We start from the raw sequence: 21,191 nt of genomic DNA on the forward strand, positions 1-21,191 counted from the left end.
GCGCCTCAGGCCAGCTGTGCCGCAGCGTGCAATCGGTCGGCCAGCGCCATGATCTCGGCCGCATCCTGCACGCGTTCGCGCCAGGCGGCGGGAATCCCTTCGACGCCGTAGAACGCGCCAGCGAGCTGGCCGCAGATCGCGGCCGTGGTGTCGGCATCGTCGCCAAGATTGGCCGCGCGCAGCACCGCCTCGGCGAAGGTGCCGGTGGTGGCGAAGCACCACAGCGCCGCCGATAGCGCATCCACCACGTAGCCGGTGCCGCGGATCTGCGCGGCGGGCACGGCCACGTGGTCGCGCGTGGACAAGGCGCGCACGGTCGGGGTGGTCAGTTCCGCGCACGGCGCGCCCAGCACCTGCTCACGGGTGCCACCCAATAAGGCGACCCTCAACTGGACCGCAAACAGGCGGCAGGCGTCCAGGGCCTCGGCGGCGGCATGCGTGGTGCGCGAACTATCCGCGGCACGCGCGCCCAACTCGTCCGGGCGGTGCGCGTAGTACATGACCACCGGCGCAAGCCGCATCAGCGAGCCATTCCCGGCCGAGCGCGGATCGGTGCTGCCGCTGAAGGCCGGGCCGCCATCCAGATAGCGTTCCAACGCCTGCCGTACGGTACCGCCGATATCGAAGCAGGCACCGGTACTGCTGAGATAACCGTGCCGGTACCAGTTGCAGTAGCGGTTCATCTGGTCGGCGGCGTCGAAGCCCTGCCGATGCAGCAGGCTGTGCGCCAGGCATAGCGCCATCGAGGTGTCGTCGGTCCACTGCCCCGCCCGCAACGCGAACGGGCCGCCGCCGCACATGTCGTCGATCGGGGTGAAACTGCCGGGTGGCCGGAATTCCAGCGTGGTGCCGAGCGCATCGCCGGCTGCCAAGCCGAGCAGGCAGCCACGAAAGCGCGCGCGTTGCGCATCCGCTCCGGTCATGGGGCGATGCCAGCCGCCTTGACGGCGCGCGCGGCCTGCTGCTCGACCAAGGTGAGTGCGACATTGTCGCGCAGGTACGCCGGCTCCACGCGCTCCGGCGCCAGCCCCTCGCCCCGGTGCAGCGCGGGCACGGCGAGCGCGAGCAGGTCGGCGGCATGCGGCAAGGCGCCCGCATCCACGCTGCTCAGCTGCGCGGCAAAGCGCTGCTGCAGCAACGCGTCGGCGGCCGCAAATCCGGTTCCCACCCCGGCCAAGCGCTGCACCGCATCCGGTACGACCACCGCATCGGGGGCACATACGCGCTCCGGGGCCAGTTCCAGCAGTCCGTCGGTGGTGCGCGCGAACACCCCGGCGTAGACCTCGCCCATGCGCGCATCGATGCTGGCCAGCACATGCGTCGCCTCTGCCGGTGCGCGCAGGGCCAGCACCTGCAGTGTGGAGACCGCCAGCACTGGCAGATCCAGGGCCAGGGCAATGCCCTGCGCGATGCCGATCGCCAGCCGCACGCCAGTGAAGGCACCGGGCCCGCGTCCGACCGCGATCGCATCGAGCTGGCGCCGCGCGATGCCGGCGTCGGCCAGCAATTGCTCGGCCCAGGGCAAGGCCAACTCGGCGTGGCGACGCGGCGCCAGTTCGAAGCGCTCGCTGACCCGGCCGTCCACGTGCAACGCCACGGAACAGGCTTCGGTGGAGGTTTCGAAAGCAAGGATGTTCATGGAAGAGCGCCGGGGCCGGGGACCCGGAACTGGGGACCCGGGAAGGCGCAAAGTCTAACCGATCGATTCGAGCGGCCGAGGCGGCCGAATAGCCGGGGCCGGGGCCGGGGACCCGGGACCCGGGACTGGAGACGCGGGAAGGCGCAGTTCAACCGAGCGATTCGAGGGCCAAGGCGACATCCTGGATGCGCCACCTGCGCCGTTGCTGTTGCACGCGAGCGCGACACGCGACCGCCCTGAGACCTCGGCCCTGCGCTTACCCGGGTCCCGGGTCCCGGGTCCCCAGTCCCGGCTCCTCAAAAAACGCCTGCACATCGGCAATCTCGCGCGTGCGCGCAAACGGCGGCAAGGATGTCATGAAGGTGCGCCCGTAGCTCTTGGTGATCAGTCGCGGATCGCACAGCACCAGCACGCCGCGATCGGTTTCGCTGCGGATCAGCCGGCCCACGCCCTGCTTGAGTGCGATCACTGCCTGCGGCAACTGCTCGTCGCGGAACGGGTTGCCGCCCTCGCGGCGAATCGCATCCAGCCGCGCTTCGAACACCGGGTCGTCGGGGGCGGCGAACGGCAGCTTGTCGATCACCACCACGCTGAGCGCGTCGCCCACCACGTCCACGCCTTCGCGGAAGCTGGCCGAGCCCAGCAACACGCCGTTGCCTGAATCGCGGAACCGCTGCAGCAAGGTGGCGCGCGGCGCTTCGCCCTGCACGAACAACGGCCACCGTGCGCCGCGCAGCGCGTCGGCGGCCTCGCGCAACGCGCGGTGCGAGGCGAACAGCAGGAACGCACGGCCGTTGGAGGCCTCCAGCACCGGCATCAACGCCGCGATCAGTGCAGTGCCGAAGCCGCGCGCCGCCGGATCGGGCAGATTCGGCGGCAGATAGCACAGCGCCTGGCGCGTCCAGTCGAACGGACTGGGCTGCAGCAAGGTCACCGGATCGCTCAGCCCCAGCCGCATGGCGATGTGATCGAACTCGCCACCCACCGCCAGCGTGGCCGACGTGAACACCCAGGCCGCCTGCGACTTTTCGCGGTGTTCGCGCAGCGGTCCGGACACGTCCAGCGGCGTGCGCTGGCAGCGGAACCCGCGCGGGCTCAGCTCGTACCAGAGCACATCGTTATCGACTGTCTGCTGCGGCGGATCCTGCGCGAAATCGGCCACCGGCAGGTCTTCGCCCAGCCAGCGCGACAGCCGATTCAGGGCTTCCTGCGCTCGCGCCGTGCAGCCATCGAAACCGGGCGAGGCCTCGCGCAGCGGCAGCAAGGCCTCGCCCAAGCCCGCCAGTGCCGAGAGCACCGCATCGAAGCCATCGCGCACCTGCGGCTTGGCCAGGGCCCGCCACTGTGTGCCACGCGGCGGCAGCCCTTCCATCCCGGCGCGCAGACTGCGCAAGGCATCGTCCAGCGCCAGGATCGGCGCCTGCAGGCTGGCCTGCGCGCCGGCGACCAGACGCGCTTCCACCATGCAATCGCGCGCCAGCTCCTGCCACGGGCGCATACCGAAACTTTCGCCGAAGAAGTTGGCCGCCAGCTCCGGCAACTGATGCGCTTCGTCGATGACGAAGGCCTGCGCACCCGGCAGGATTTCGCCGAAGCCTTCCTGCTTGAGCGCCAGATCGGCCAGCAGCAGATGATGGTTGACCACCACCAGGTCGGCCGCCTGCGCACGCTGGCGCGCCTGCACCACGAAGCACTCGCTGTAGAACGGGCAGTCGGTGCCCAGGCAGTTGTCGACGGTGGAGGTCACCATCGGTAGCAGCGGCGAGTCGTCCGGCAGGGCGTCCAGTTCGGCCATGTCGCCGTACTGGGTGCGCCCGCTCCAGGCCACGATGCGCTGGAACTGGGTGACCTGCTCGGGCGTGGCAAAGCGCGGTTCGCCACGCGCCTGCTGGGTGCGGTACTTGCACAGATAATTGGCCCGGCCCTTCAGCAGCGCGCTGCGCAGGCCCACGCCGAGCGCGGCGCGCACGCGCGGCAGATCGCGGTGGAACAGCTGGTCCTGCAGCGCGCGCGTACCGGTGGAGACGATGGTCTTCAGCCCGGACAACAACGCCGGGACCAGATAGGCATAGGTCTTGCCGGTGCCGGTGCCGGCTTCGGCCAGCAGCACGTCGCGTTGCTCCAATGTCTCGGCGATGGCACCGGTCAGGCGCAGCTGCGCGGCACGCGGTGCGAACGCATCGAGCTGACGCGCAAGCGCCCCGCCCTCGCTGAGCGCTTCGATGCTGGCAGTGGCAAGTTGGGACATGGGACCGAACGGATGCGGGTGGAAAACGCGCCAGCCTAGCGCGTGGGGGGTGATGCTGCCCGATCCTGGTCGGGCCGTCGGCGACCGGCGGCCCCCGCAATGCGCGGGCGATACGGGCGCCGGGACCATGCCGGTGCAACCGTGCCGCTATCGGAACGTCGCGGATCGGCTATGCGGCCGTCGCTGCAAAGGCCACGCCAGACCGGCGGGTGCCGGCGTCGCCACGGCCACGCAACGACAGATCTGACTGCGCGGGATCACCGAAGCCGGGCAGCCCCAGTCCGCGTCTGGCGCAGGCCCTTGGCACACCGCACCAGACGGCGCTGCATGCTCCCGCCGACGATCCGGCCGGGCGCAACGCGCCCGGTGCGTGCATCGCTCAATAGCGCTTCATTCCCGGCACGGTGCAGCCGGCGATCTGCGTCTTGGCCGAGGCTGCATTCTCCTTCTCGCCGCGCGCCAGTCGCGACTGCTCGATGGTGGCCCAATGCCGCCGGCACAGCGGGCCGGTCTTGGAGCCCAGATCCACCGCCTGCTTGGCGTAGCGTTCGGCGGCCGGCCAATCGGCCTGCAGCACCGCCACTTCGGCGCGCTCCTGCAGGATCGCCGGATCGCCGGACACCAGCCCGAGCGCCTGATCCAGCGCCGCCGCCGCGCCCGCCAGATCGCCGGCCTGGCGGCGGGTCTTGGCGGTCTCGCGCAGATCGTCCACCTGCGGGTCGCGCAGCGGCTGGACCGACAACTCGGTATCGTCGGCGCCGGCCTCGCGTTCGATCAGCAACAACCGTTGCGTCGGCGTAGTCGGGTCCACCGGGGTCGGTGGCGGTGTGGGCGGCGCACTGACACAGGCGGTGACTGCGGCAAGCACACCGATCAGGGCGAGAAAACGATGCAATCGGGTCATGGGATGGCTCCAATCATTGCGCAGGGGGCGCCGTTGCGGGCGTGGGTGCGGGGTCTTCCGGCTTCTTTTCCAGACCGAAGAAACGTCGCCAGCCGCCACCGCCGGATTGCTCGGCAGGCGCAGCCGCCTCGCCCGGCGCGCCCTCGAGGGGCGGTGCAGTGCTGGTGCAAGGCGCGAAGGCCGGCGTGAACCCGACCACGAACGGGAACTGGCGCGCGCCCGGACAGCCCGCATCGGTCACCCCGGTGCCGGCCGCGTCCACCCATTGCCAGTCCAGCCCCTTGCCACTGACCTTCAGCGGCGCGCTGGGCAGGCGCGCGAAGATGCTCGACCACACCCGCATCGCGCCGGTGGCGCCATACAGGCCGGTCTGTTCGTTCTGATCGTTGCCCATCCAGATCACCGCCAGGTGATCGCCGGTGTAGCCCGCGTACCAGCTGTCGCGGCCGTCGTTGGAGGTTCCGGTCTTGCCGGCCGGCGCCAGGCGCCCCAGGCCATCGCCCAGCAGCTGCCGCGCAGTACCACCGCTGACCACCTGCTGCAGGCCGATGCTGATCAGATTGGCAGCCACCGAATCGCCTTCCTGCGCCGGCGCGGGCGTCTTGTCGTAACGCTTGAGCAGCTTGCCCTGCGGATCGAGTACCCCACGCACCGCGTGCAACGGCTGGATCTCTCCGCCGGCGGCAAGGAACTGATACAGCTGCGCCATGCCATACGGGCTCTGGTCGGTGGCGCCCAGGATCAGCGATGGATTGGCGTCGGCCTTGATCCCGGCCAGCACCTGGATCAGCTGCGCGATGCGGTCGGCACCCACCTGCATGCCCACCCGCACCGTGGCCTGGTTGTACGAATGCGCCAGCGCATCGATCAGCCGCACCGTGCCGTGGCTGCGGTTGTCGGAGTTGCCCGGCGACCAGATCTTGCCGCGACTGAGCCGCACGCTCACCGGCGAATCGTCGACCCAGCTGGACAGCGCCCAGCGGTCCGGCGACGCCAGCGCCAGCATGTAGACGAAGGGCTTGAGCAACGATCCCACCGGCCGTTGCGCTTCCACCGCGCGATTGAAGCCCGGCTTGGCCACGTCGCGGCTGCCGACCACCGCCAGCACGTCGCCGTTGTGCACATCCGTCAGCACCAGCCCGGCCTGCAGCGGCGGGCGTTTCTTGTTGTCCAGGCGTTTGATGGTTCCGGTCACCGCGCCTTCGGCATAGGCCTGGGCCGAAGGCGACATGCCGGTCAGCACACTCATGCCTGCACCCTGCAGCACGCCTTCCGGGTAATCGTGCGCCAACTGGCGCCGTACCAGATCCACATAGGCGGGGAAACGGTTGGCGGCGACCAGGCCCGGCTCCTTCGGCACGCCCAGCGGCGCGGCCAGTGCGCGCTTGTACTCGGCGGCGTCGATCAGCCGGTTCTCCTGCAACTTGCCGAGGACGAAGTTGCGCCGGTCCAGCGCGCGTTCCGGGTTACGCCGGGGGTCGTAGTACGAAGGCCCTTTCACCAGCCCGATCAACAGCGCGATCTGCTCGGTGGTCATCGAGTTGAGCTCGCGGCCGAACCACAGCTCCGCGCCGGAGGACACGCCGTGAATCGCCTGCCCGCCACGCTGGCCCAGATACACCTGGTTGAGATACGCCTCCAGGATGGTGCGCTTGTCGTAGCGCGCCTCCATGATCACCGCATACAGGATCTCGTTGAACTTGCGGGTCAGCGTCTGCTCCTTGCCAATGCCCAGCAAGCCGCTGCGGGCCAGCTGCTGGGTCAGTGTGCTGGCACCCTGCCGCACCTGCCCGCCCGAACGCAGCATGATCCAGGCCGCGCGCACCATGCCGCTCAGATCGATGCCGTGGTGGCTGTTGAAGTCGCGATCTTCCACCGCCTGCAGGCCGGTGACCAGCAACTCCGGCACCTCTTCCATGCGCACCAGGCGACGTTCTTCCTGCTTCTGCCCGTACAGGGTGGCGATGCGCGCCGGATCCAGCCGCGCGCTCTTGAGCGCCTTGCGGGTACCGGTATCGCGCAGGCTGGCCACCCGACCACCGGACAGCGCCACCTCGATGCGGCGCGCCGGCACCGCACCATCCACGTCGTTGTAGCCACGGCTGGCGATGGTGAAACGGCTGCCGTCCTGCTGGTAGGTACCGGCGAGCTTGGCCTGCCCATCGTCGCGGTAGGACGCCGCGTCCAGCTCGGTCTTCAAGGTCGCCGCGTCCAGCGCGTTGCCGGGAACCAGCACCAACGGGCGCCCGTACACCCGGGTCGGGATCTGCCACCGCAGTTCGCCGAACCGCTGGCTGACCTGCTGGTTCAGATACACCGTGTAGGGAATCAGAAAGCCGAGCGCAAGCGCGAACGCGGCAAATCCCCAGACGATCAGCCTGCGTTGCCAGCGGGAGCCTTGCTCATGGGAGTCGTCCTCGAAGTCTTCGGGATCGTCGTGGTCGTAGCGTCGGGGCACGGGGATGCGGGAATGTAGAGTCCGGCGAGTCTAGCGCAGCGATGCCATGGCTGCCGCCCGCCGGCCCCGTCGACTTAAGCGTGGCTTACAAAACGCTGCGCGCGGTCCGCCCATGCGGACCATCCCGCCGACGATGCTCGGAATCGGCGGCCACCCCTCGTACACTGCGGGTCCACCGCGCCGTCCACGCCTTGCCCGACGACTGCGCGTCACCTTGCATGAGCTGCACGCTGGAGTTTTCAAGGAATGTCGATGTCCCTGGCCGACGCGCGTTATCTGTTCAACCGCGTGCTCGGTCTGATCCACCGCAGCGTGGCGAGCCTGCGCACACGTGGCTGGCGCGCCACCTGGCAGCGCATCCTCGTGCACACCCAGGCGCCACCGGTCGCGCTCGGCACGCCATTGTGGTTGCCGCCGCCTGCGCCATTTGCCGCATTCGCGCTGCCGCATAGCGCCAGCCCGCGGGTGACGGTGGTGATTCCCGTGTACAACCACATCGCGCATACGCTGGCCTGCCTGCGCGCGCTGGCCGCGCATCCGCCGCAGCTGGCGGTGGAAATCGTGGTGGTGGACGATGGCAGCAGCGACGCCACCACCGAGCAGCTGCCGCAGATCACGGGTCTGCACTACCACCGGCGTTCCAGCAACGGCGGCTTCATCGCTGCCTGCAACGACGGCATCATGCTGGCACGCGGCGACTATGTGGTGTTGCTCAACAACGACACCATTCCGCAGCCTGGCTGGCTGGATCGGCTGATCGACACCTTCGAGCAGGCTCCGGACGCCGGGCTGGTCGGCGCGCAGCTGGTGTATCCGGACGGGCGGCTGCAGGAATCCGGCGGCGTGGTGTTCGCCGATGGCAGCGCCTGGAGCTATGGCCGTTTCGAATCGGCCGACGACCCGCGTTACGCCTACGTGCGTGCGATGGATTACTGCTCGGGCGCGGCCATCGCGCTGCCGCGCGCCTTGCTGCAGACGCTGGGCGGACTGGATCGCCGCTACATGCCCGCCTATTACGAGGACACCGACCTGGCATTCGCGGTGCGCGCGGCCGGTCACCAGGTCCTGGTGCAACCGGCCAGCGTGGTGGTGCACGACGAAGGCACCAGCAATGGCACCGATCCCCGGGTCGGGGTCAAGGCCTACCAGGTCCGCAACCAGGCGGTATTCGCCGAGAAGTGGCGACACGTGCTGCCGAAGCAGCTGCGGGCAGGCACGGTGCCGGGGCCGGCGCAGCTGCACCGCGCGCAACGTCAGGTGCTGATCCTGGACGAATGCGTGCCGCAACCGGACCGCGACTCCGGATCGCTGCGACAGTTCAACCTGATCCGCTTGCTGCGCGAGGAAGGCGCCCATGTGGTGTTCGTCCCCACCCGGCGCGAACACGCCGGGCGCCATACCCTGGCGCTGCAGCAGTTGGGCGTGGAAGTCTGGTACGCCCCCTTCCTGGACGGCATCGGCGGCTGGCTACGCACGCACGGCGCGCGGTTCGCGGCCGTGCTGCTGGTGCGTCATCACGTGGCGCACGCCTGTCTGCCGCTACTGAAACAGTACGCTCCGCAGGCACGCACGCTGTTCGACACCGTGGACCTGCACTACCTGCGCGAACGCCGCGGCGCCGAACTCGCCGGCGATGCCACTCTGCTGCGCAGCGCCGAGCGCACCCGCGCGCGCGAACTGGACATCATGGCGGCCACCGACGTCACCGTGCTGGTGTCGGCCGCCGAGCAGGCGCAACTGCGCGCGGACGCGCCGCAGCTGCGCACCGCCCTGCTGTCGAATCTGCATGAGGTGGCCGGTAGCGGCCAGCCCTTCGCGCAACGCCGCGATCTGGTCTTCGTCGGCGGGTTTCGCCACTCGCCGAACGTGGACGCGGCGCAGTGGTTCATCAGCGCGATCTTCCCGTTGGTGCGCGCCGAACTGCCCGACGTGGTGTTTCACTGCATCGGCGCGGACCTGCCCGAGGCGCTCAAGCTGCTCGCCGAGGAGTCTCCCGGCGTACGGTTGCACGGCCATGTGCCGGACCTGACGCCGTTCATGGACAACGTACGGGTCGCGGTGGCGCCGTTGCGCTTCGGCGCAGGCGTCAAAGGCAAGATCAATCTCAGCATGGCGCATGGCCAGCCGGTGGTCGGCACCACCTGCGCGGTGGAGGGAATGCATCTACGCGATGGCGACGACGTCTGCGTGGCCGATCAGGCCGATGCCTTCGCCAGCGCCGTCGTGCGCCTGTACCGCGATGCGGCGCTATGGCAGCGCCTGGCGGACAACGGCCTGCGCAACGTGGCCGAGCATTTTTCGCTGGATGCCGCACGCGACACGGTACGCGCGTTGTTCATCGCCGAGTGAGCCGGCGCGTACAGCAGCGTTGAAACTCCCTACCGGCGCTGCTCGCTCACCGCCCTGACCCTGCGGGTGAACTCGGCCAGTTCCGGCAGCCCGGGATCCAGCTGGTGCGCCTGGTCCTGCGCACGTCGGGCAAACGCCGCATCCTCCTGCCCCAGGCGCTCGCTGCCGACGGCGATCCAGCGCTGTGCCAGCCGGCGGCGTGCGTCGGCCACCGCGTCGCCACCGGGAGTGAGCGCCTGCCAGGCGTCCAGGCAGCCGCGCGCCGCACGCAGGCGGTTGTCGCGCAGTTCGTCCTCGAAACAGCGCCGGCTGGCGGGCGCCACGCGCGCGGCCGCCTGCAGCACACGGGGATCGCGCGGCGCCAGGGCCTGCGCAGCGCGCACGGCGTCGTAGGCGCTGGCGCCGGGCGGCGTCATCCATTGCTGGCGCGCCTCGGCCTCGGCCACCTGCAGCAGCAGCGCACGCAGACGGCGTTCGCGCACGCTGCGCGAGAGCCCGGTCTCCGGCCCGCGCTGCGCGTCGCGCGCGCGCGCGATGGCCTGCTCGGCCTGGACGATCGCCGGGTGACCAAGCGCCAGTTCCTGCGCCTGGTGCAGCGACTGCGCTGCCTGGTCGAAGCGGAAATCCGCTGCCTGCCGCGCGGCCTGCGCGGCGTATTCGCCGGCCACCCGTTCGCGCCCTTGCCGTGCCCCGGCGTCCTGCGGCTCGGCCGCCAACACCGCGTTGAAATCGCGCGCGGCCGGCGCCAGCCGCCCTCGCCGCAGCAACGCCTCGGCGCGTTGCCGGCGCTGGTCCAGCAGGCGGTGGTACTGCCCTTCGGTCGATGGCAGATCGACATGCCCCGGGTCGTAGCGCCTGGCGGCCGCCAACAAACCGGCGGCCTCGCCGAGCGCATCGCGGGCCAGCGCCTGGCGCGCCTGCGCCAACACATCGGTAAGGGCATCCTCGCGCCCCTCCAGCGCATCGGTCCGCTCCGGCGCCAGGGTCAGGATGCGTTGAAACAGCGGTAGCGCACTGTCCGGCGTGCCATCCAGCCGGCCTTGTCGCTGTGCGGCCACCGCCTGCGCCAGCAAGGCGTCCAGCCCCGTAAGTTGCGCCTGCAGGCGGCGCAGCTGCAGCGCAACCGGCGCGATCCGTGCCTGCGGCACCTCCAACGCGCCGGCCAGCGCCAGCGCGCGCTGCGCGGTGGCGACGTCGCCGACCGCGATCGCCGCGCGTGCCTGCATCACCGCGGCCGCGCCGGTCCGCGCCAGCCCGGTGCGCGCCTCGCTGCGGTCGCTGTCCAACGCCAGCGCAGCGGCGAACAGCTCGCGCGCGCCATTGCCGTCGGCAGCACTGAGCTTGCCGCGCGCCAATGCCGCATCGCCCCGTTGCAGCAGTCGTTGAACGCGGGTGTCCGGCCATAGCCAGTCGGCCAACGGCTTGCGCAGAGCGACCACACCCACCAGCAGGCAGACGCACAGCGCCAGCACCACCCGCCAGAGCGCGCGATTGCGCAGCGGCGCCCAAAGGCGCGGCGACCTGGCCCAGCGTGGCAGCGGAAACATGCGGTGGCGTCCATCCTTGGCGCGACCTGACGGGGACGCGTTCACCCCGCCATGGTAGCGACATGCCGCGAAGGCGGCGTGGGGTGTTCGGGAATCGGGAATCGGGAATCGGGAATCGGGAATCGGGAATCGGGAGTCGGGAGTCGGGAGTCGGGAGTCGTTGAGGCTGGCACGGTGCGCCTCGAAGGATCGCAGAACGCTGCGGCCTTGCCGGCCGCTTAGCCCAGCCGTCGCACTTCGCTGACGCCGGGCAAGGCATCCAGCTTGCCCAGCAGCGCCGACAACTGGCCGTAGTCGCTGACCTTCAGCCGCAGCCGCAACTGCGCCCGTCCGGTGTCGCGCACGTTGTCGCTGTTGATCTCCAGCACGTGCGCGTCCTCCTGCGCGATCAGGTTGGTGATGTCCTTGAGCAGCCAGCGTCGATCCACCGCGCGCACCTGCACGTCCACTTCATAACCGCCGCCCGCCTTGCCCCATTCCACCGGCAGCACGCGCTGGGGGTGGGCGGCGGCCAGCCGCGCCAACGCCGCGCAGTCGCTGCGATGCACGGTCACGCCGCGGCCGCGGGTCAGATAACCGGCGATCGGTTCGCCGGCCACCGGCTGGCAGCAACGCGCCAGCTGCACCAGCAGGTTGCCCACGCCCTGTACGGTGAATTTGGATTTGCCCAGGCCCTCGCGGCGCGCGGTCGGACGCGGCGGCGCAGGCGCCGCCGGCTGCGACGCCGCGCGCTCGGCTTCCAGCAGCGCACGGCTGACCTGGTTGGGTCCGGTGTCGCCCAGCGCCACCTGGATGTACAGCTCGTCCACGCTGTCGGCATGGAATTTGCGCGTGGCCACGCCCAGATCCGCGTGCTGCAGGCCCAGGCGTTTGAGTTCACGGTCGAGCAGGTCCTTGCCCGCCTGCACGTTGCGTGCGCGATCGAGCTTGTGGAACCAGGCGCGCACCTTGTCGCGCGAGCGCCCGCTGGCCAGGAATCCATTGGCGGCCAGCAACCAGTCGCGGCGCGGATCCGCCTCCTTGGCGGTCATGATCTCCACGCGGTCGCCGCTGCGCAGCCGGTAGGTCAGCGGCACGATACGATCGTTGACACGCGCCCCGCGGCAGCGGTGCCCCACCATGGTGTGTACGTGGTACGCGAAGTCCAGCGGCGTGGCGCCCTGCGGCAGATCGATGACCTCGCCCTTTGGAGTCAGCGCATACACGCGGTCTTCGATCAGCTCGGCATCCAGCGCGCCGGCCAGTTCGCCATGCTCGCCTTCCTGCACCTGCTCCAGCAGCTGGCGCATCCACAGGATCTTGCGATCGAAAGCCTTTTCGGCGCCCTTGCCGCCTTCCTTGTATTTCCAGTGCGCGGCCACGCCGAGTTCGGCTTGCGCGTGCATTTCGAAGGTGCGGATCTGGATTTCGATGGTGCGCCCTTCCGGGCCGACCACGGCCGTGTGCAACGAGCGGTAGTCGTTGGCCTTGGGCCGGGCGATGTAGTCGTCGAACTCGCTGGGCACCGGCGTCCACAGCGAATGCACCGCACCCAACGCGGCATAGCAGGCGGCCACGTCGTCCACCATGACGCGTACCGCACGCACGTCGTAGAGCTGGTCGAACGACAGCCGCTTCTTCTGCATCTTCCGCCAGATGCTGTAGATGTGCTTGGGCCGCCCGCTGACCTCCGCGCGCAGGCCTTGCTGCACCAGCGCGGCGGACAGGGCGCGCTTGACCGCCTCGATGTAGCGCTCGCGCGCGATGCGGGTCTCGTCGACTTCGCGTGCGATGCGGCGATAGGTATCCGGCTCCAGGTGCCGGAACGCCAGGTCCTCCAGTTCCCACTTCACCTGCCAGATGCCCAGCCGGTTGGCCAGTGGGGCGTGGATGTCGCGGGTGAGCTGGGCCAGCGCGCGGCGCTGCACTTCGCCGAGCCGGTCGGCCACGCGCATGCGTGCCAGTTGCCGCGCCAACAGGATTGGCACCACGCGCAGGTCGTGGATGATCGACAACAGCAACCGCCGCAGGCCCTCGCTGTTGCGCCCGGCATCGCGGCCCGCGTGCAGTGCCCACACCTGATCGGCCGCGTCCAGCCCCTCCAGCAGTCCCTCCACCGCCACCCGGCGCTCCGGCGGGTGCCAGGGCAGCCCGGCAGCCGCGCCGCGCAGGCTCGGCAGATCGAACAGCAGCGCCGCCACCAGGGTGGCTTCGTCGGCCGCCAGCAACGCCAGTGCGTCCAAGGTCTCGGCCAGCAATGCCCATGTGTCGGCGGCAGGCACGGCCGGCGCGCTCGGGTCCCAGGCCTGTTCCAGCGCCTCGCGCAGAGACGGGGCGATCGACGCGACAGCCGGACGCTGCAACAAGGCATGCAGGCGTTCGGATGGAGAACGGGTCACAACGGTGGACACGGGTGGGCGGCGATCATGGGGGCTGATGTGTACGGTAACGTGCGCGTCACCATCCCCACAACGGACGATTTCGGCGTCGACGCCGGCCCTGGCGATTGACGCACTTACGCGCGGTTCACCCGCCGCTGCCGTGATCGAGGCTTGGTGCGTGAGACTTCGCGCACATCGTCGACCCCGACTCGATCGGCGAGCGCGCATTTTTTACGCGCCTTTTACAACTCGTCCAAATCGCCTGCCTATGCTCCATCGACGCCATCGCGGCATCCGGCTGCGCTGGCGTCTCCGACCAATGACCGAGGTGAGCCGATGAAGACCTGGAAGAAGCCTGTCGTGCGTGAAGTGAACTGCGGTGCCGAAATCAACTGCTACGTCTCCGGCGAGTTTTGATCCGACGACACGCAGCTCCCCCGCCCTTCCCCTGGATGCATGACCGGCCGTTGCCGGCAGAGTAGGTCACAGTTTTCCATGCGCATCATCGTTCTGGGATCGGCGGCCGGCGGTGGGCACCCGCAGTGGAATTGCCACACTCCCGCAAGCCAGCGGGCGTGGCAGCAAACAGACGGTGCCCAGCGTCGTACCCAGGCAAGCATCGCCGTCAGTGCCGACGGCCAGCGCTGGGTATTGATCAATGCCTCCCCCGATTTCCGCCAGCAGATTCTTGCAACCCCTGCGCTCTGGCCGCAGCAGGGCCTGCGGCACTCGCCGATCGAGGCCGTGCTGCTGACCAGTGGCGAGATCGACCACATTGCCGGCCTGCTGTCGATGCGGGAAAGCCAGTCGTTCTCGCTGCATGCCAGCCGCCGCGTGCTCGATGTACTGGCGCAGAATCCGGTCTTCGACGCCCTCAATGCGCACTATGTGTCCCGCCAGCCGTTTACGCTGGACACGCCGCTGTCGCTGCTGGGCCTGCAACTGACGCCGTTCTCGGTACCGGGCAAGGTGCCGCTGTTCATGGAATCGCGCAGCGGCGGCGACCTGGCCGGCAGCAATGAAGAAACCCTGGGGCTGACCATCGATGACGGTCGCCATCGCGTGCATTACATCCCTGGCTGCGCCGCCATGACCGACGCGTTGCGCGCACGCCTGCACGGCGCCGAACTGGTGTTCTTCGACGGCACGCTATGGCGCGACGATGAAATGGTGCAACTGGGCGTCAGCCAGAAGACCGGCCGACGCATGGGCCATCTGAGCATCGACGGAGCAGACGGCACCATGGCGGCATTCGCGTCGCTGGACGTGGCGCGCAAGATTTTCATCCACATCAACACCACCAATCCGGTGCTCAATCTCCACTCGCCCGAGTACGCCAGCGCGCGCGCCCAAGGCTGGGAAGTTGCGCACGATGGCCTGGAGATCGCCCTGTGACTATCCTGCTCACCCCCAGCCAGCTGGAAGCGGATCTGCGCGCCATCGGCGCGCGCCTGTATCACGACCAACACCCGTTCCATGCACTGCTGCACGAGGGCAAGCTCGATCGCGGCCAGGTACAGGCCTGGGCGCTGAATCGCTTCGAATACCAGCGCTGCATTCCGCTCAAGGACGCGGCCATCCTGGCGCGCATGGACGACCCGGCGCTGCGCCGGATCTGGCGCCAGCGCATCCTCGACCACGACGGCAACAGCGCGGCCGACGGCGGTATCGCGCGCTGGCTGCATCTGACCGATGCGCTGGGCTTGGACCGTCACCTGGTGGAATCCGGGCGCGCGCTGCTGCCGGGCACGCGCTTCGCGGTGCAGGCGTACCTGCAGTTCGTGCGCGAAAAAAGCCTGCTCGAGGCGATCGCGTCCTCGCTCACCGAACTGTTCGCACCCAACATCATCGGCCAGCGCGTGGCCGGCATGCTCAAGCACTACGACTTCGTTTCGCCGGAAGCACTGGCCTACTTCGAGCATCGCCTGACCGAGGCACCACGCGATTCGGATTTCGCGCTCGACTATGTCAAGCAGTACGCCGATACCGTGGAGAAGCAGCAACTGGTCAAGAACGCGCTGCATTTCAAGTGCTCGGTGTTGTGGGCGCAGCTGGACGCCTTGCACGTGGCCTACGTCGCACCGGGCATCGTCTGGCCGGATGCGTTCGTTCCCGACCGCCACGCCAGCCGGGCCGCCGCGTGAGCAGCATCGGCCGCGACAGCCAGCCGGCGCTACGCGCAGGAGTGCGATTGCAGCACGATCGCGCGCGCGACCAATGGGTCCTGCTCGCCCCCGAACGCGTGGTCGAGCTGGACGAGATCGCGGTGGCGGTGGCGCAGCGTTTCGACGGCGTGCGTACGGTGGCGCAGATCGCGCTGGAGCTGGCGGCCGAATTCGATGCCGATGCCGCCGAGATCGAAGCGGACGTGATCGAACTCGTCAGCACCCTGCAGCAGAAGCGTCTGTTGAAGCCATGAGCAGCGCAGTGCCGCCACCGCCGCTGTCCGTATTGCTGGAGCTGACCCACCGCTGCCCGTTGGCGTGCCCGTACTGTTCCAACCCGATCGCACTGGCAGCGCTGCGCGAAGAGATGGATACCGCGGGTTGGCGCTCGCTGCTGCAGCAGGCCGCCGACATGGGCGTGCTGCAAGCGCATTTCTCCGGCGGCGAGCCGATGCTGCGCAAGGATCTGCCCGAACTGGTGGCGCATGCGCGTGCGCTCGGGCTGTACAGCAACCTGATCACCTCCGGCGTGGCCGGCGGCGAGCCGATGCTGGACCAGTTGCAGGCCGCCGGGCTGGAGCATGTGCAATTGAGCGTGCAGGACGTGGACCCTGCCGGTGCCGATCGTATCGCCGGGTATCGCAACAGCCTGGCGAAGAAGCGCGAGTTCGCGGCCGCCGTCCGCGCGCGCGGGTTGCCGCTGACGATCAATGCGGTGTTGCACCGGCACAACGCCGACCGCGTGCCCGGCATGATCGCGCTGGCGCTGGAATGGCAGGCCGAGCGCATCGAAGTCGCCCACACCCAATACTATGGCTGGGGCCTGCGTAACAGGGCCGCGTTGATGCCCAGCCGCGAGCAACTGATGGCGACCGTGGCTGCAGTGGAGACCGCCCGCCGCGACCACGGCGACCGCCTGGCGATCGACTTCGTCACCCCCGACTACTACGCGCGCCAGCCCAAGCCCTGCATGGGCGGCTGGGGCCAGCGTTTCGTCAACATCTCCCCACGCGGCGACGTGCTGCCCTGCCATGCCGCCGAAACCATCGACGGCCTGCGCTTCGACAACCTGCGCGACCGCTCGCTGGCCGATATCTGGAACCATGGCGATGCGTTCGTGCGCTTCCGCGGCACCGCGTGGATGCCCGAGGTCTGCCAGGGGTGCCCCAGGCGCGAGATCGACTGGGGCGGTTGCCGCTGCCAGGCGCTGGCGCTCAGTGGCGATGCCGCCACGCTGGACCCGGTGTGCGAGCGCTCGCCCGCGCACGCGCAGGTGCGCGCCACCGCCGAACGCGAAGCGGCGGCACCGGCACCGGCATTCGTCTACCGCCGCCCGGAGCGTGCCGAACGCGCGCCTTCCATCGCCGAGACGACGCCGGCGGACTGACCACAGCGTCCCTGCAGCACATGCGAAAGCGGCGGGCTGTCGCGCGCCGATCGATGTCGGCACAATGACAGCCTGCCTGGGTACCGTTGCCGTTGCGTGCGGTTCCCGCACCCTGGTTTCCGCCGCCGCACAGCAGCCGGGCGATCCGCTAATCGCTGCGAACCCGACCCATCACCGCCAGCCCGTCCAGCGTCTACACTAGCGTCCTCTTATCGACGGATGGCTCCCATGTCGCTCGCACGCCGCCTTGCTGTGCTGGTCTGCCTGACTCTTGCATCGACCGCCACACCGGCGCTGGCCCAACGCGCCGTGCAGGGAGACCTGCAATCGCAGATGAGCGCCGAACAGTTCAAGGCTGCCGGCCTGGACAAACTCTCCGCCAGCGAACTGGCCGCGCTCAACGATTGGCTGCAGGGCAAGGTCGCCAAGGAGGCGGCGGTGGTGGTCGAGCAGGCCAAGGAAGCCGGCCGCCAGGAAGTCATCGTCAAGAACCGCGGCTTCTTCGACTTCGGCAGCAAGGAGCCGATCGAAAGCAGCATCGTGGGCGAGTTCAGGGGGTACGCCAAGGGCCGCGTCTATACGCTGGCCAATGGCCAGGAGTGGGAACAGACCGACGCGGCCAGCCTGTCGGGCGTGCGCAAGGACGCCCCCAAGGTGAAGATCAAGCCGGGCCTGGTCGGCGTGTGGTATCTGCAGATCGAGGGCTACAACACGCCGGCCAAGGTGCGGCGGATCAAGTAAGCGCCGCTCCAGGCCGCGCCAATGCGCCGTGCTTCGCCACCTGCCGGCGACACACACGGGGCGACTGACGGGTTCCGACAACGGGCATGGCGATGCCCGCGACGATGCGCGCACTCGACGCGTTGGCGCGCTACAGAAAGTGGATGCCGGTGCCGTTGACAGAGCACCTCAGCTGCGCCGCCGCACAGTGGATACGTCGTGCTGGTCGCATTTCCGCACTGCCGATCGCCGTCGCTTCGCTTACGCCACCACCATGCCCTTGTCGGCCGTCGGAAAGGCCAGGCCTCTGCCAGACTCCAGCTGCAGCTCCCGTCGTCCTGCTCCTGCAGCAGGCCACCGTCCGCCTGCAGCCACTCGCAGCGCCCTGCGCTGCATCCGGAGACCACCATGCGCTTGATCACTCGTTGTGCCATCGCGGCGATGCTGCTCATCACCGGGTCGGCACTGGCCGGTACCGCTGCCGAGCAGTGCACGCTGCCGGAGATCGGCTTCGACCAGGCGCTGGTCTGCTATCGCAACGCGGTGGAGCAACAGCCACTGGTCTATCGCCGCCTCGCGACCAGTAGCGTGAACGGCGTTGAGCGACGCGATTACCTGCTGACCTCGCAGACCTGGTCGCCCGAGTCGCTGGTCGCGCCGGCCATCTGGCAGCACGACGTGGCGATCTACGTGCCGCCCGATGCGCTGCCGGAACGGGCCGTGCTGTTCTCCACCAATGGCTCGCGCAATGCGGCGCCCGGCAGCGTGGCGCAGCCAGCCAGCGAGTTGCCGCCGGAGGCGCTGGCGGAGCTGGCGCAACGCAGCCGCACGGTGGTGATCGCATTGAGCGATCTTCCCAATCAGGCCTTGACGTATCGCGGCGACGACACGCCGCGCCGCGAGGACGACAGCGTGGCCTACACCTGGGCACAATTCCTCAAGGCGCCGCAGCAGCGCAAGACCCTGCCGCTGCACGTGCCGATGGCTGCTGCGATCGCGCGCGCCATGTCGCTTGCCGAACGCGAACTGGCGCCGCTGCGCATCCAGCGTTTCATCCTTACCGGCGCTTCCAAGCGCGGCTGGGCAAGCTGGCATGCCACCATCGCCGACCCGCGCGTGGAGGCGGTGGTGCCATTCGTGATCGATATCCTGAATATGCCGGCCGTGCTGGATCACATGTTCCGGACCTATGGCGGCAACTGGCCGATCGCGTTCAGTGCCTACGCCAAGCAGGGGATCACCACCCAGTTGCAGACTCCGGAGTTCGCGCAACTGATGCAGTTGCAGGATCCGTTCAATTATCTGCGTACGCGCTACCGCAAGCGTCTGTCCGTGCCCAAGTACATCGTCAACGCCAGCGGCGACGACTTCTTCCTGCCCGACAACACGCAGTTTTTCTACGACGCGCTTCCGGGCAGCAAGGCCTTGCGCATGGTGCCCAACAGCGGGCACAGGGACATCCGCGCTTCGATCGTCGACACCTTGGTGCCCTTCGTCGCCCGGCTGCAGCAGCAGCGCCCGCTCCCGCGCATCAGCGATGCGCTGGACACGGGACCACTCCGGCAGATCCGTCTGCGCTTCACCGAACGTCCGACCCGCTTGCGGCTCTGGAGCGCCAGCAATGCGCAGGCGCGCGATTTCCGCTATGCCTGCGGTGTGCGTTACAGCGCCACGGCATTGCCGTTGCCGCACGGCGACAGGATCGCCGTACCGGTAGAGTTACCGGAGGTCGGCTGGAGCGCCTATTTCGTCGAAGCCACATACGCGGATGGATTCGTCGCCACCAGCCAGACCTACATCCTCGGCAAGCAGCCCTACCCCACCCAGGCACCGCCGACCGACAACGCCGCCTGCAGCACGTTGCCAGGAATCGCGTCCGGTGCCGCCGCGCGCTGAGTGCCTGCCTGCACTCTGCAGCGACAGCGGCGGCACGCGTTGTCGGCTCGCCACTGTTGGCTATCGCAGCACATCGGCACACGCCTCGCCGTCGAGCATTGCCACCCTCTCGCAGCCGGGCGCTGGGTCGCTGGCGATCCAGCGCCGGCGGACCCGGTGGATCGCGTTGCTGGCGCTGGCTTGACCTGCCGTGTCAGCGCGACCGCGACGTCGGCATCGCTTCAAATAGATGGTGTTGGCCAGATTGCGCAACGAAGTCCGCACAGATCCGGCGAAAAGGGCCGAATCGTCGCTTGAGCCCGTCAGCAAGATCGATCCAACCCGGCTGGACCATTGACATCGTTGTCACCAACTTCTACACAGGCCCGTACGCGCTGACGGCACGGGCCGATCGGACGGATCAAAGGACTGCATGTGGCTGCGACCTCGCACTCTGCTCAGGCGTCTGTCTTGCCCACCTCACCGACCGCCACCGGCTTCATCGCCGCCGATGTCGGCGGCACGCACGTCCGTCTCGGCCATGTGGCGCAGGCGGATGCGGCGGCGATCGAACTCCTGCACTACCGCACCTATCGCTGCGCCGAATTCACCAGCCTCGAGGCCATCCTGGCCGACTTCCTGGCGCAGGTGAGCCGTGTCGATGCGATCGTGATCGCCAGCGCAGGCGTTGCCCTGGACGCGGACACCTTCATCAGCAACAACCTGCCATGGCGCATTTCGCCCAGGCAGCTGCGTAGCGCGCTCGCGCTGCGCAGCGTGCATCTGGTCAACGATTTCGAAGCGGTCGCCTATGCCGCCCCGCAGATGGAGGCGCGTGCGGTGCTGCAACTGAGCGGGCCCACACCCCGGCATGCGCGCGCCGCCGGCCCGATCCTCGTAGTCGGGCCGGGCACCGGGCTGGGGGCAGCCGTGTGGATCGATGCCAGGCCACGCCCGATCGTGCTGGCCACCGAGGCCGGCCAGGTCGCGCTGGCCAGCACGCACGCGCACGAAGCGCAGTTGCTGCGCCTGCTGCTACGCGACCGGCACTATCTGCCGCTCGAACACGTGCTGTCCGGCCCGGGCCTGCTCAGGCTGTACACCGCCGTCTGCGAACTGCATGGCGCGACCCCACGGCATGCGCTGCCTGCAGCGATCACCCATGCCGCCCTGCACGAAGGCGATGCGCTGGCGCACGACACCCTGCAGGTGTTCTGCGCCCTGCTCGGCCATGCCGTGGGCGATATGGCACTGGCCTACGGCGCGGCCGGCGGCATCTATCTGGCCGGCGGCATCCTGCCGAGCATCGGCACGTTCCTGGCGGCCAGCACGTTTCGCGCGCGCCTGCTGGACAAGGGCGGTATGCGCGAGGTGCTCGAACGCATCCCGGTCAAATTGGTCGAGCACGGGCAACTTGGCGTACTCGGCGCGGCCAACTGGTATCTGCAGCACCACGCTGACGTGTCGTAAGCGATCCACCGCGCGTTTCCCCAGCGCGCGGCTACATGCAAGCGCAAGACCCCGCAGCCGGCGAGCAGC

The 21,191-nt window shown here is 68.9% G+C and carries 16 protein-coding genes; 9 read left to right on the forward strand and 7 right to left on the reverse strand.

All coding sequences use genetic code 11. From position 1 onward, the window contains the following. Positions 1–5: 5 nt before the first annotated feature. The 5 genes from LL964_RS08580 to mrcB all read right to left on the reverse strand — a co-directional run bounded on the left by LL964_RS08580 (position 6) and on the right by mrcB (position 7,249). Positions 6–923 carry an ADP-ribosylglycohydrolase family protein gene (locus tag LL964_RS08580; protein ID WP_104586561.1) on the reverse strand — a complete coding sequence of 306 codons (918 nt, stop codon included), beginning with the start codon at positions 921–923 and terminating at the stop codon, positions 6–8. After that, positions 920–1,639 (reverse strand): tRNA (adenosine(37)-N6)-threonylcarbamoyltransferase complex dimerization subunit type 1 TsaB, encoded by a 720-nt coding sequence (tsaB, locus tag LL964_RS08585; RefSeq protein ID WP_104586562.1) that lies wholly within the window; start codon positions 1,637–1,639, stop codon positions 920–922. Before tsaB ends, LL964_RS08580 begins: the two co-directional genes overlap by 4 nt. A gap of 256 nt (positions 1,640–1,895) precedes the next feature. Then, positions 1,896–3,887 (reverse strand): DNA repair helicase YoaA, encoded by a 1,992-nt coding sequence (gene yoaA / locus LL964_RS08590; protein ID WP_104586563.1) that lies wholly within the window; start codon positions 3,885–3,887, stop codon positions 1,896–1,898. Positions 3,888–4,266: 379 nt separating this feature from the next. Continuing rightward, a complete protein-coding gene (locus LL964_RS08595; RefSeq protein ID WP_104586564.1) occupies positions 4,267–4,791 on the reverse strand; it encodes a hypothetical protein in 525 nt (174 codons plus the stop codon). Between the two features lie 13 nt (positions 4,792–4,804). Continuing rightward, positions 4,805–7,249, reverse strand: a complete 2,445-nt coding sequence (gene mrcB / locus LL964_RS08600) for a penicillin-binding protein 1B (protein WP_104586565.1) — start codon at positions 7,247–7,249, stop codon at positions 4,805–4,807. Between the two features lie 246 nt (positions 7,250–7,495). Here mrcB and LL964_RS08605 point away from each other — a divergent pair, with 246 nt between their 5' ends. After that, entirely contained in the window at positions 7,496–9,598 is a 2,103-nt protein-coding gene (locus tag LL964_RS08605; RefSeq protein WP_146092339.1) for a glycosyltransferase, read from the forward strand. A 29-nt stretch (positions 9,599–9,627) separates the two neighbouring features. Here the strand turns inward: LL964_RS08605 and LL964_RS08610 are convergent, their stop codons facing one another. Together LL964_RS08610 and LL964_RS08615 are read right to left on the reverse strand one after the other, a co-directional pair. Continuing rightward, positions 9,628–11,073 (reverse strand): hypothetical protein, encoded by a 1,446-nt coding sequence (locus LL964_RS08610; protein WP_167395268.1) that lies wholly within the window; start codon positions 11,071–11,073, stop codon positions 9,628–9,630. A gap of 290 nt (positions 11,074–11,363) precedes the next feature. After that, entirely contained in the window at positions 11,364–13,535 is a 2,172-nt protein-coding gene (locus tag LL964_RS08615) for a RelA/SpoT family protein (RefSeq protein ID WP_104586567.1), read from the reverse strand. A gap of 306 nt (positions 13,536–13,841) precedes the next feature. Between LL964_RS08615 and pqqA the strand changes: the two genes are divergently transcribed. The 8 genes from pqqA to LL964_RS08655 all read left to right on the forward strand — a co-directional run bounded on the left by pqqA (position 13,842) and on the right by LL964_RS08655 (position 21,122). Further along, the gene (gene pqqA / locus LL964_RS08620) at positions 13,842–13,922 is read left to right on the forward strand and encodes a pyrroloquinoline quinone precursor peptide PqqA (protein ID WP_002812057.1); all 81 of its coding nucleotides are present in this window, start codon (positions 13,842–13,844) and stop codon (positions 13,920–13,922) included. Between the two features lie 78 nt (positions 13,923–14,000). Then, positions 14,001–14,900, forward strand: coding sequence for a pyrroloquinoline quinone biosynthesis protein PqqB (gene pqqB / locus LL964_RS08625; protein ID WP_104586568.1), 900 nt, complete (start codon positions 14,001–14,003; stop codon positions 14,898–14,900). Beyond that, positions 14,897–15,649, forward strand: a complete 753-nt coding sequence (pqqC, locus tag LL964_RS08630) for a pyrroloquinoline-quinone synthase PqqC (RefSeq protein ID WP_104586569.1) — start codon at positions 14,897–14,899, stop codon at positions 15,647–15,649. The genes pqqB and pqqC overlap by 4 nt, the downstream gene beginning before the upstream one ends. Beyond that, complete coding sequence (gene pqqD, locus LL964_RS08635; protein ID WP_104586570.1) at positions 15,646–15,924, forward strand: pyrroloquinoline quinone biosynthesis peptide chaperone PqqD; 279 nt, start codon at positions 15,646–15,648, stop codon at positions 15,922–15,924. Before pqqC ends, pqqD begins: the two co-directional genes overlap by 4 nt. Further along, positions 15,921–17,057 (forward strand): pyrroloquinoline quinone biosynthesis protein PqqE, encoded by a 1,137-nt coding sequence (gene pqqE, locus LL964_RS08640; RefSeq protein ID WP_104586571.1) that lies wholly within the window; start codon positions 15,921–15,923, stop codon positions 17,055–17,057. The genes pqqD and pqqE overlap by 4 nt, the downstream gene beginning before the upstream one ends. A gap of 228 nt (positions 17,058–17,285) precedes the next feature. Continuing rightward, positions 17,286–17,798: a hypothetical protein gene (locus tag LL964_RS08645; protein WP_104586572.1), complete on the forward strand. Its 513-nt coding sequence runs from the start codon at positions 17,286–17,288 to the stop codon at positions 17,796–17,798. A 387-nt stretch (positions 17,799–18,185) separates the two neighbouring features. Further along, complete coding sequence (locus LL964_RS08650) at positions 18,186–19,673, forward strand: PhoPQ-activated pathogenicity-related family protein (protein WP_104586573.1); 1,488 nt, start codon at positions 18,186–18,188, stop codon at positions 19,671–19,673. Between the two features lie 414 nt (positions 19,674–20,087). Continuing rightward, the gene (locus LL964_RS08655; RefSeq protein WP_104586574.1) at positions 20,088–21,122 is read left to right on the forward strand and encodes a glucokinase family protein; all 1,035 of its coding nucleotides are present in this window, start codon (positions 20,088–20,090) and stop codon (positions 21,120–21,122) included. The last annotated feature ends 69 nt before the right edge of the window (positions 21,123–21,191 follow it).

It is taken from the genome of Xanthomonas melonis (genome assembly GCF_020783655.1).
In the GTDB taxonomy this organism is placed as follows: Bacteria; Pseudomonadota; Gammaproteobacteria; order Xanthomonadales; family Xanthomonadaceae; genus Xanthomonas; species Xanthomonas melonis.

Coding starts and splice junctions, on each gene's coding strand:
- LL964_RS08580 (WP_104586561.1), bottom strand. CDS start 923: ATGACCGGAGCGGATGCGCAACGCGCGCGCTTTCGTGGCTGCCTGCTC.
- tsaB (WP_104586562.1), bottom strand. CDS start 1,639: ATGAACATCCTTGCTTTCGAAACCTCCACCGAAGCCTGTTCCGTGGCG.
- yoaA (WP_104586563.1), bottom strand. CDS start 3,887: ATGTCCCAACTTGCCACTGCCAGCATCGAAGCGCTCAGCGAGGGCGGG.
- LL964_RS08595 (WP_104586564.1), bottom strand. CDS start 4,791: ATGACCCGATTGCATCGTTTTCTCGCCCTGATCGGTGTGCTTGCCGCA.
- LL964_RS08605 (WP_146092339.1), top strand. CDS start 7,496: ATGTCGATGTCCCTGGCCGACGCGCGTTATCTGTTCAACCGCGTGCTC.
- pqqA (WP_002812057.1), top strand. CDS start 13,842: ATGAAGACCTGGAAGAAGCCTGTCGTGCGTGAAGTGAACTGCGGTGCC.
- pqqB (WP_104586568.1), top strand. CDS start 14,001: ATGCGCATCATCGTTCTGGGATCGGCGGCCGGCGGTGGGCACCCGCAG.
- pqqE (WP_104586571.1), top strand. CDS start 15,921: ATGAGCAGCGCAGTGCCGCCACCGCCGCTGTCCGTATTGCTGGAGCTG.
- LL964_RS08645 (WP_104586572.1), top strand. CDS start 17,286: ATGTCGCTCGCACGCCGCCTTGCTGTGCTGGTCTGCCTGACTCTTGCA.
- LL964_RS08650 (WP_104586573.1), top strand. CDS start 18,186: ATGCGCTTGATCACTCGTTGTGCCATCGCGGCGATGCTGCTCATCACC.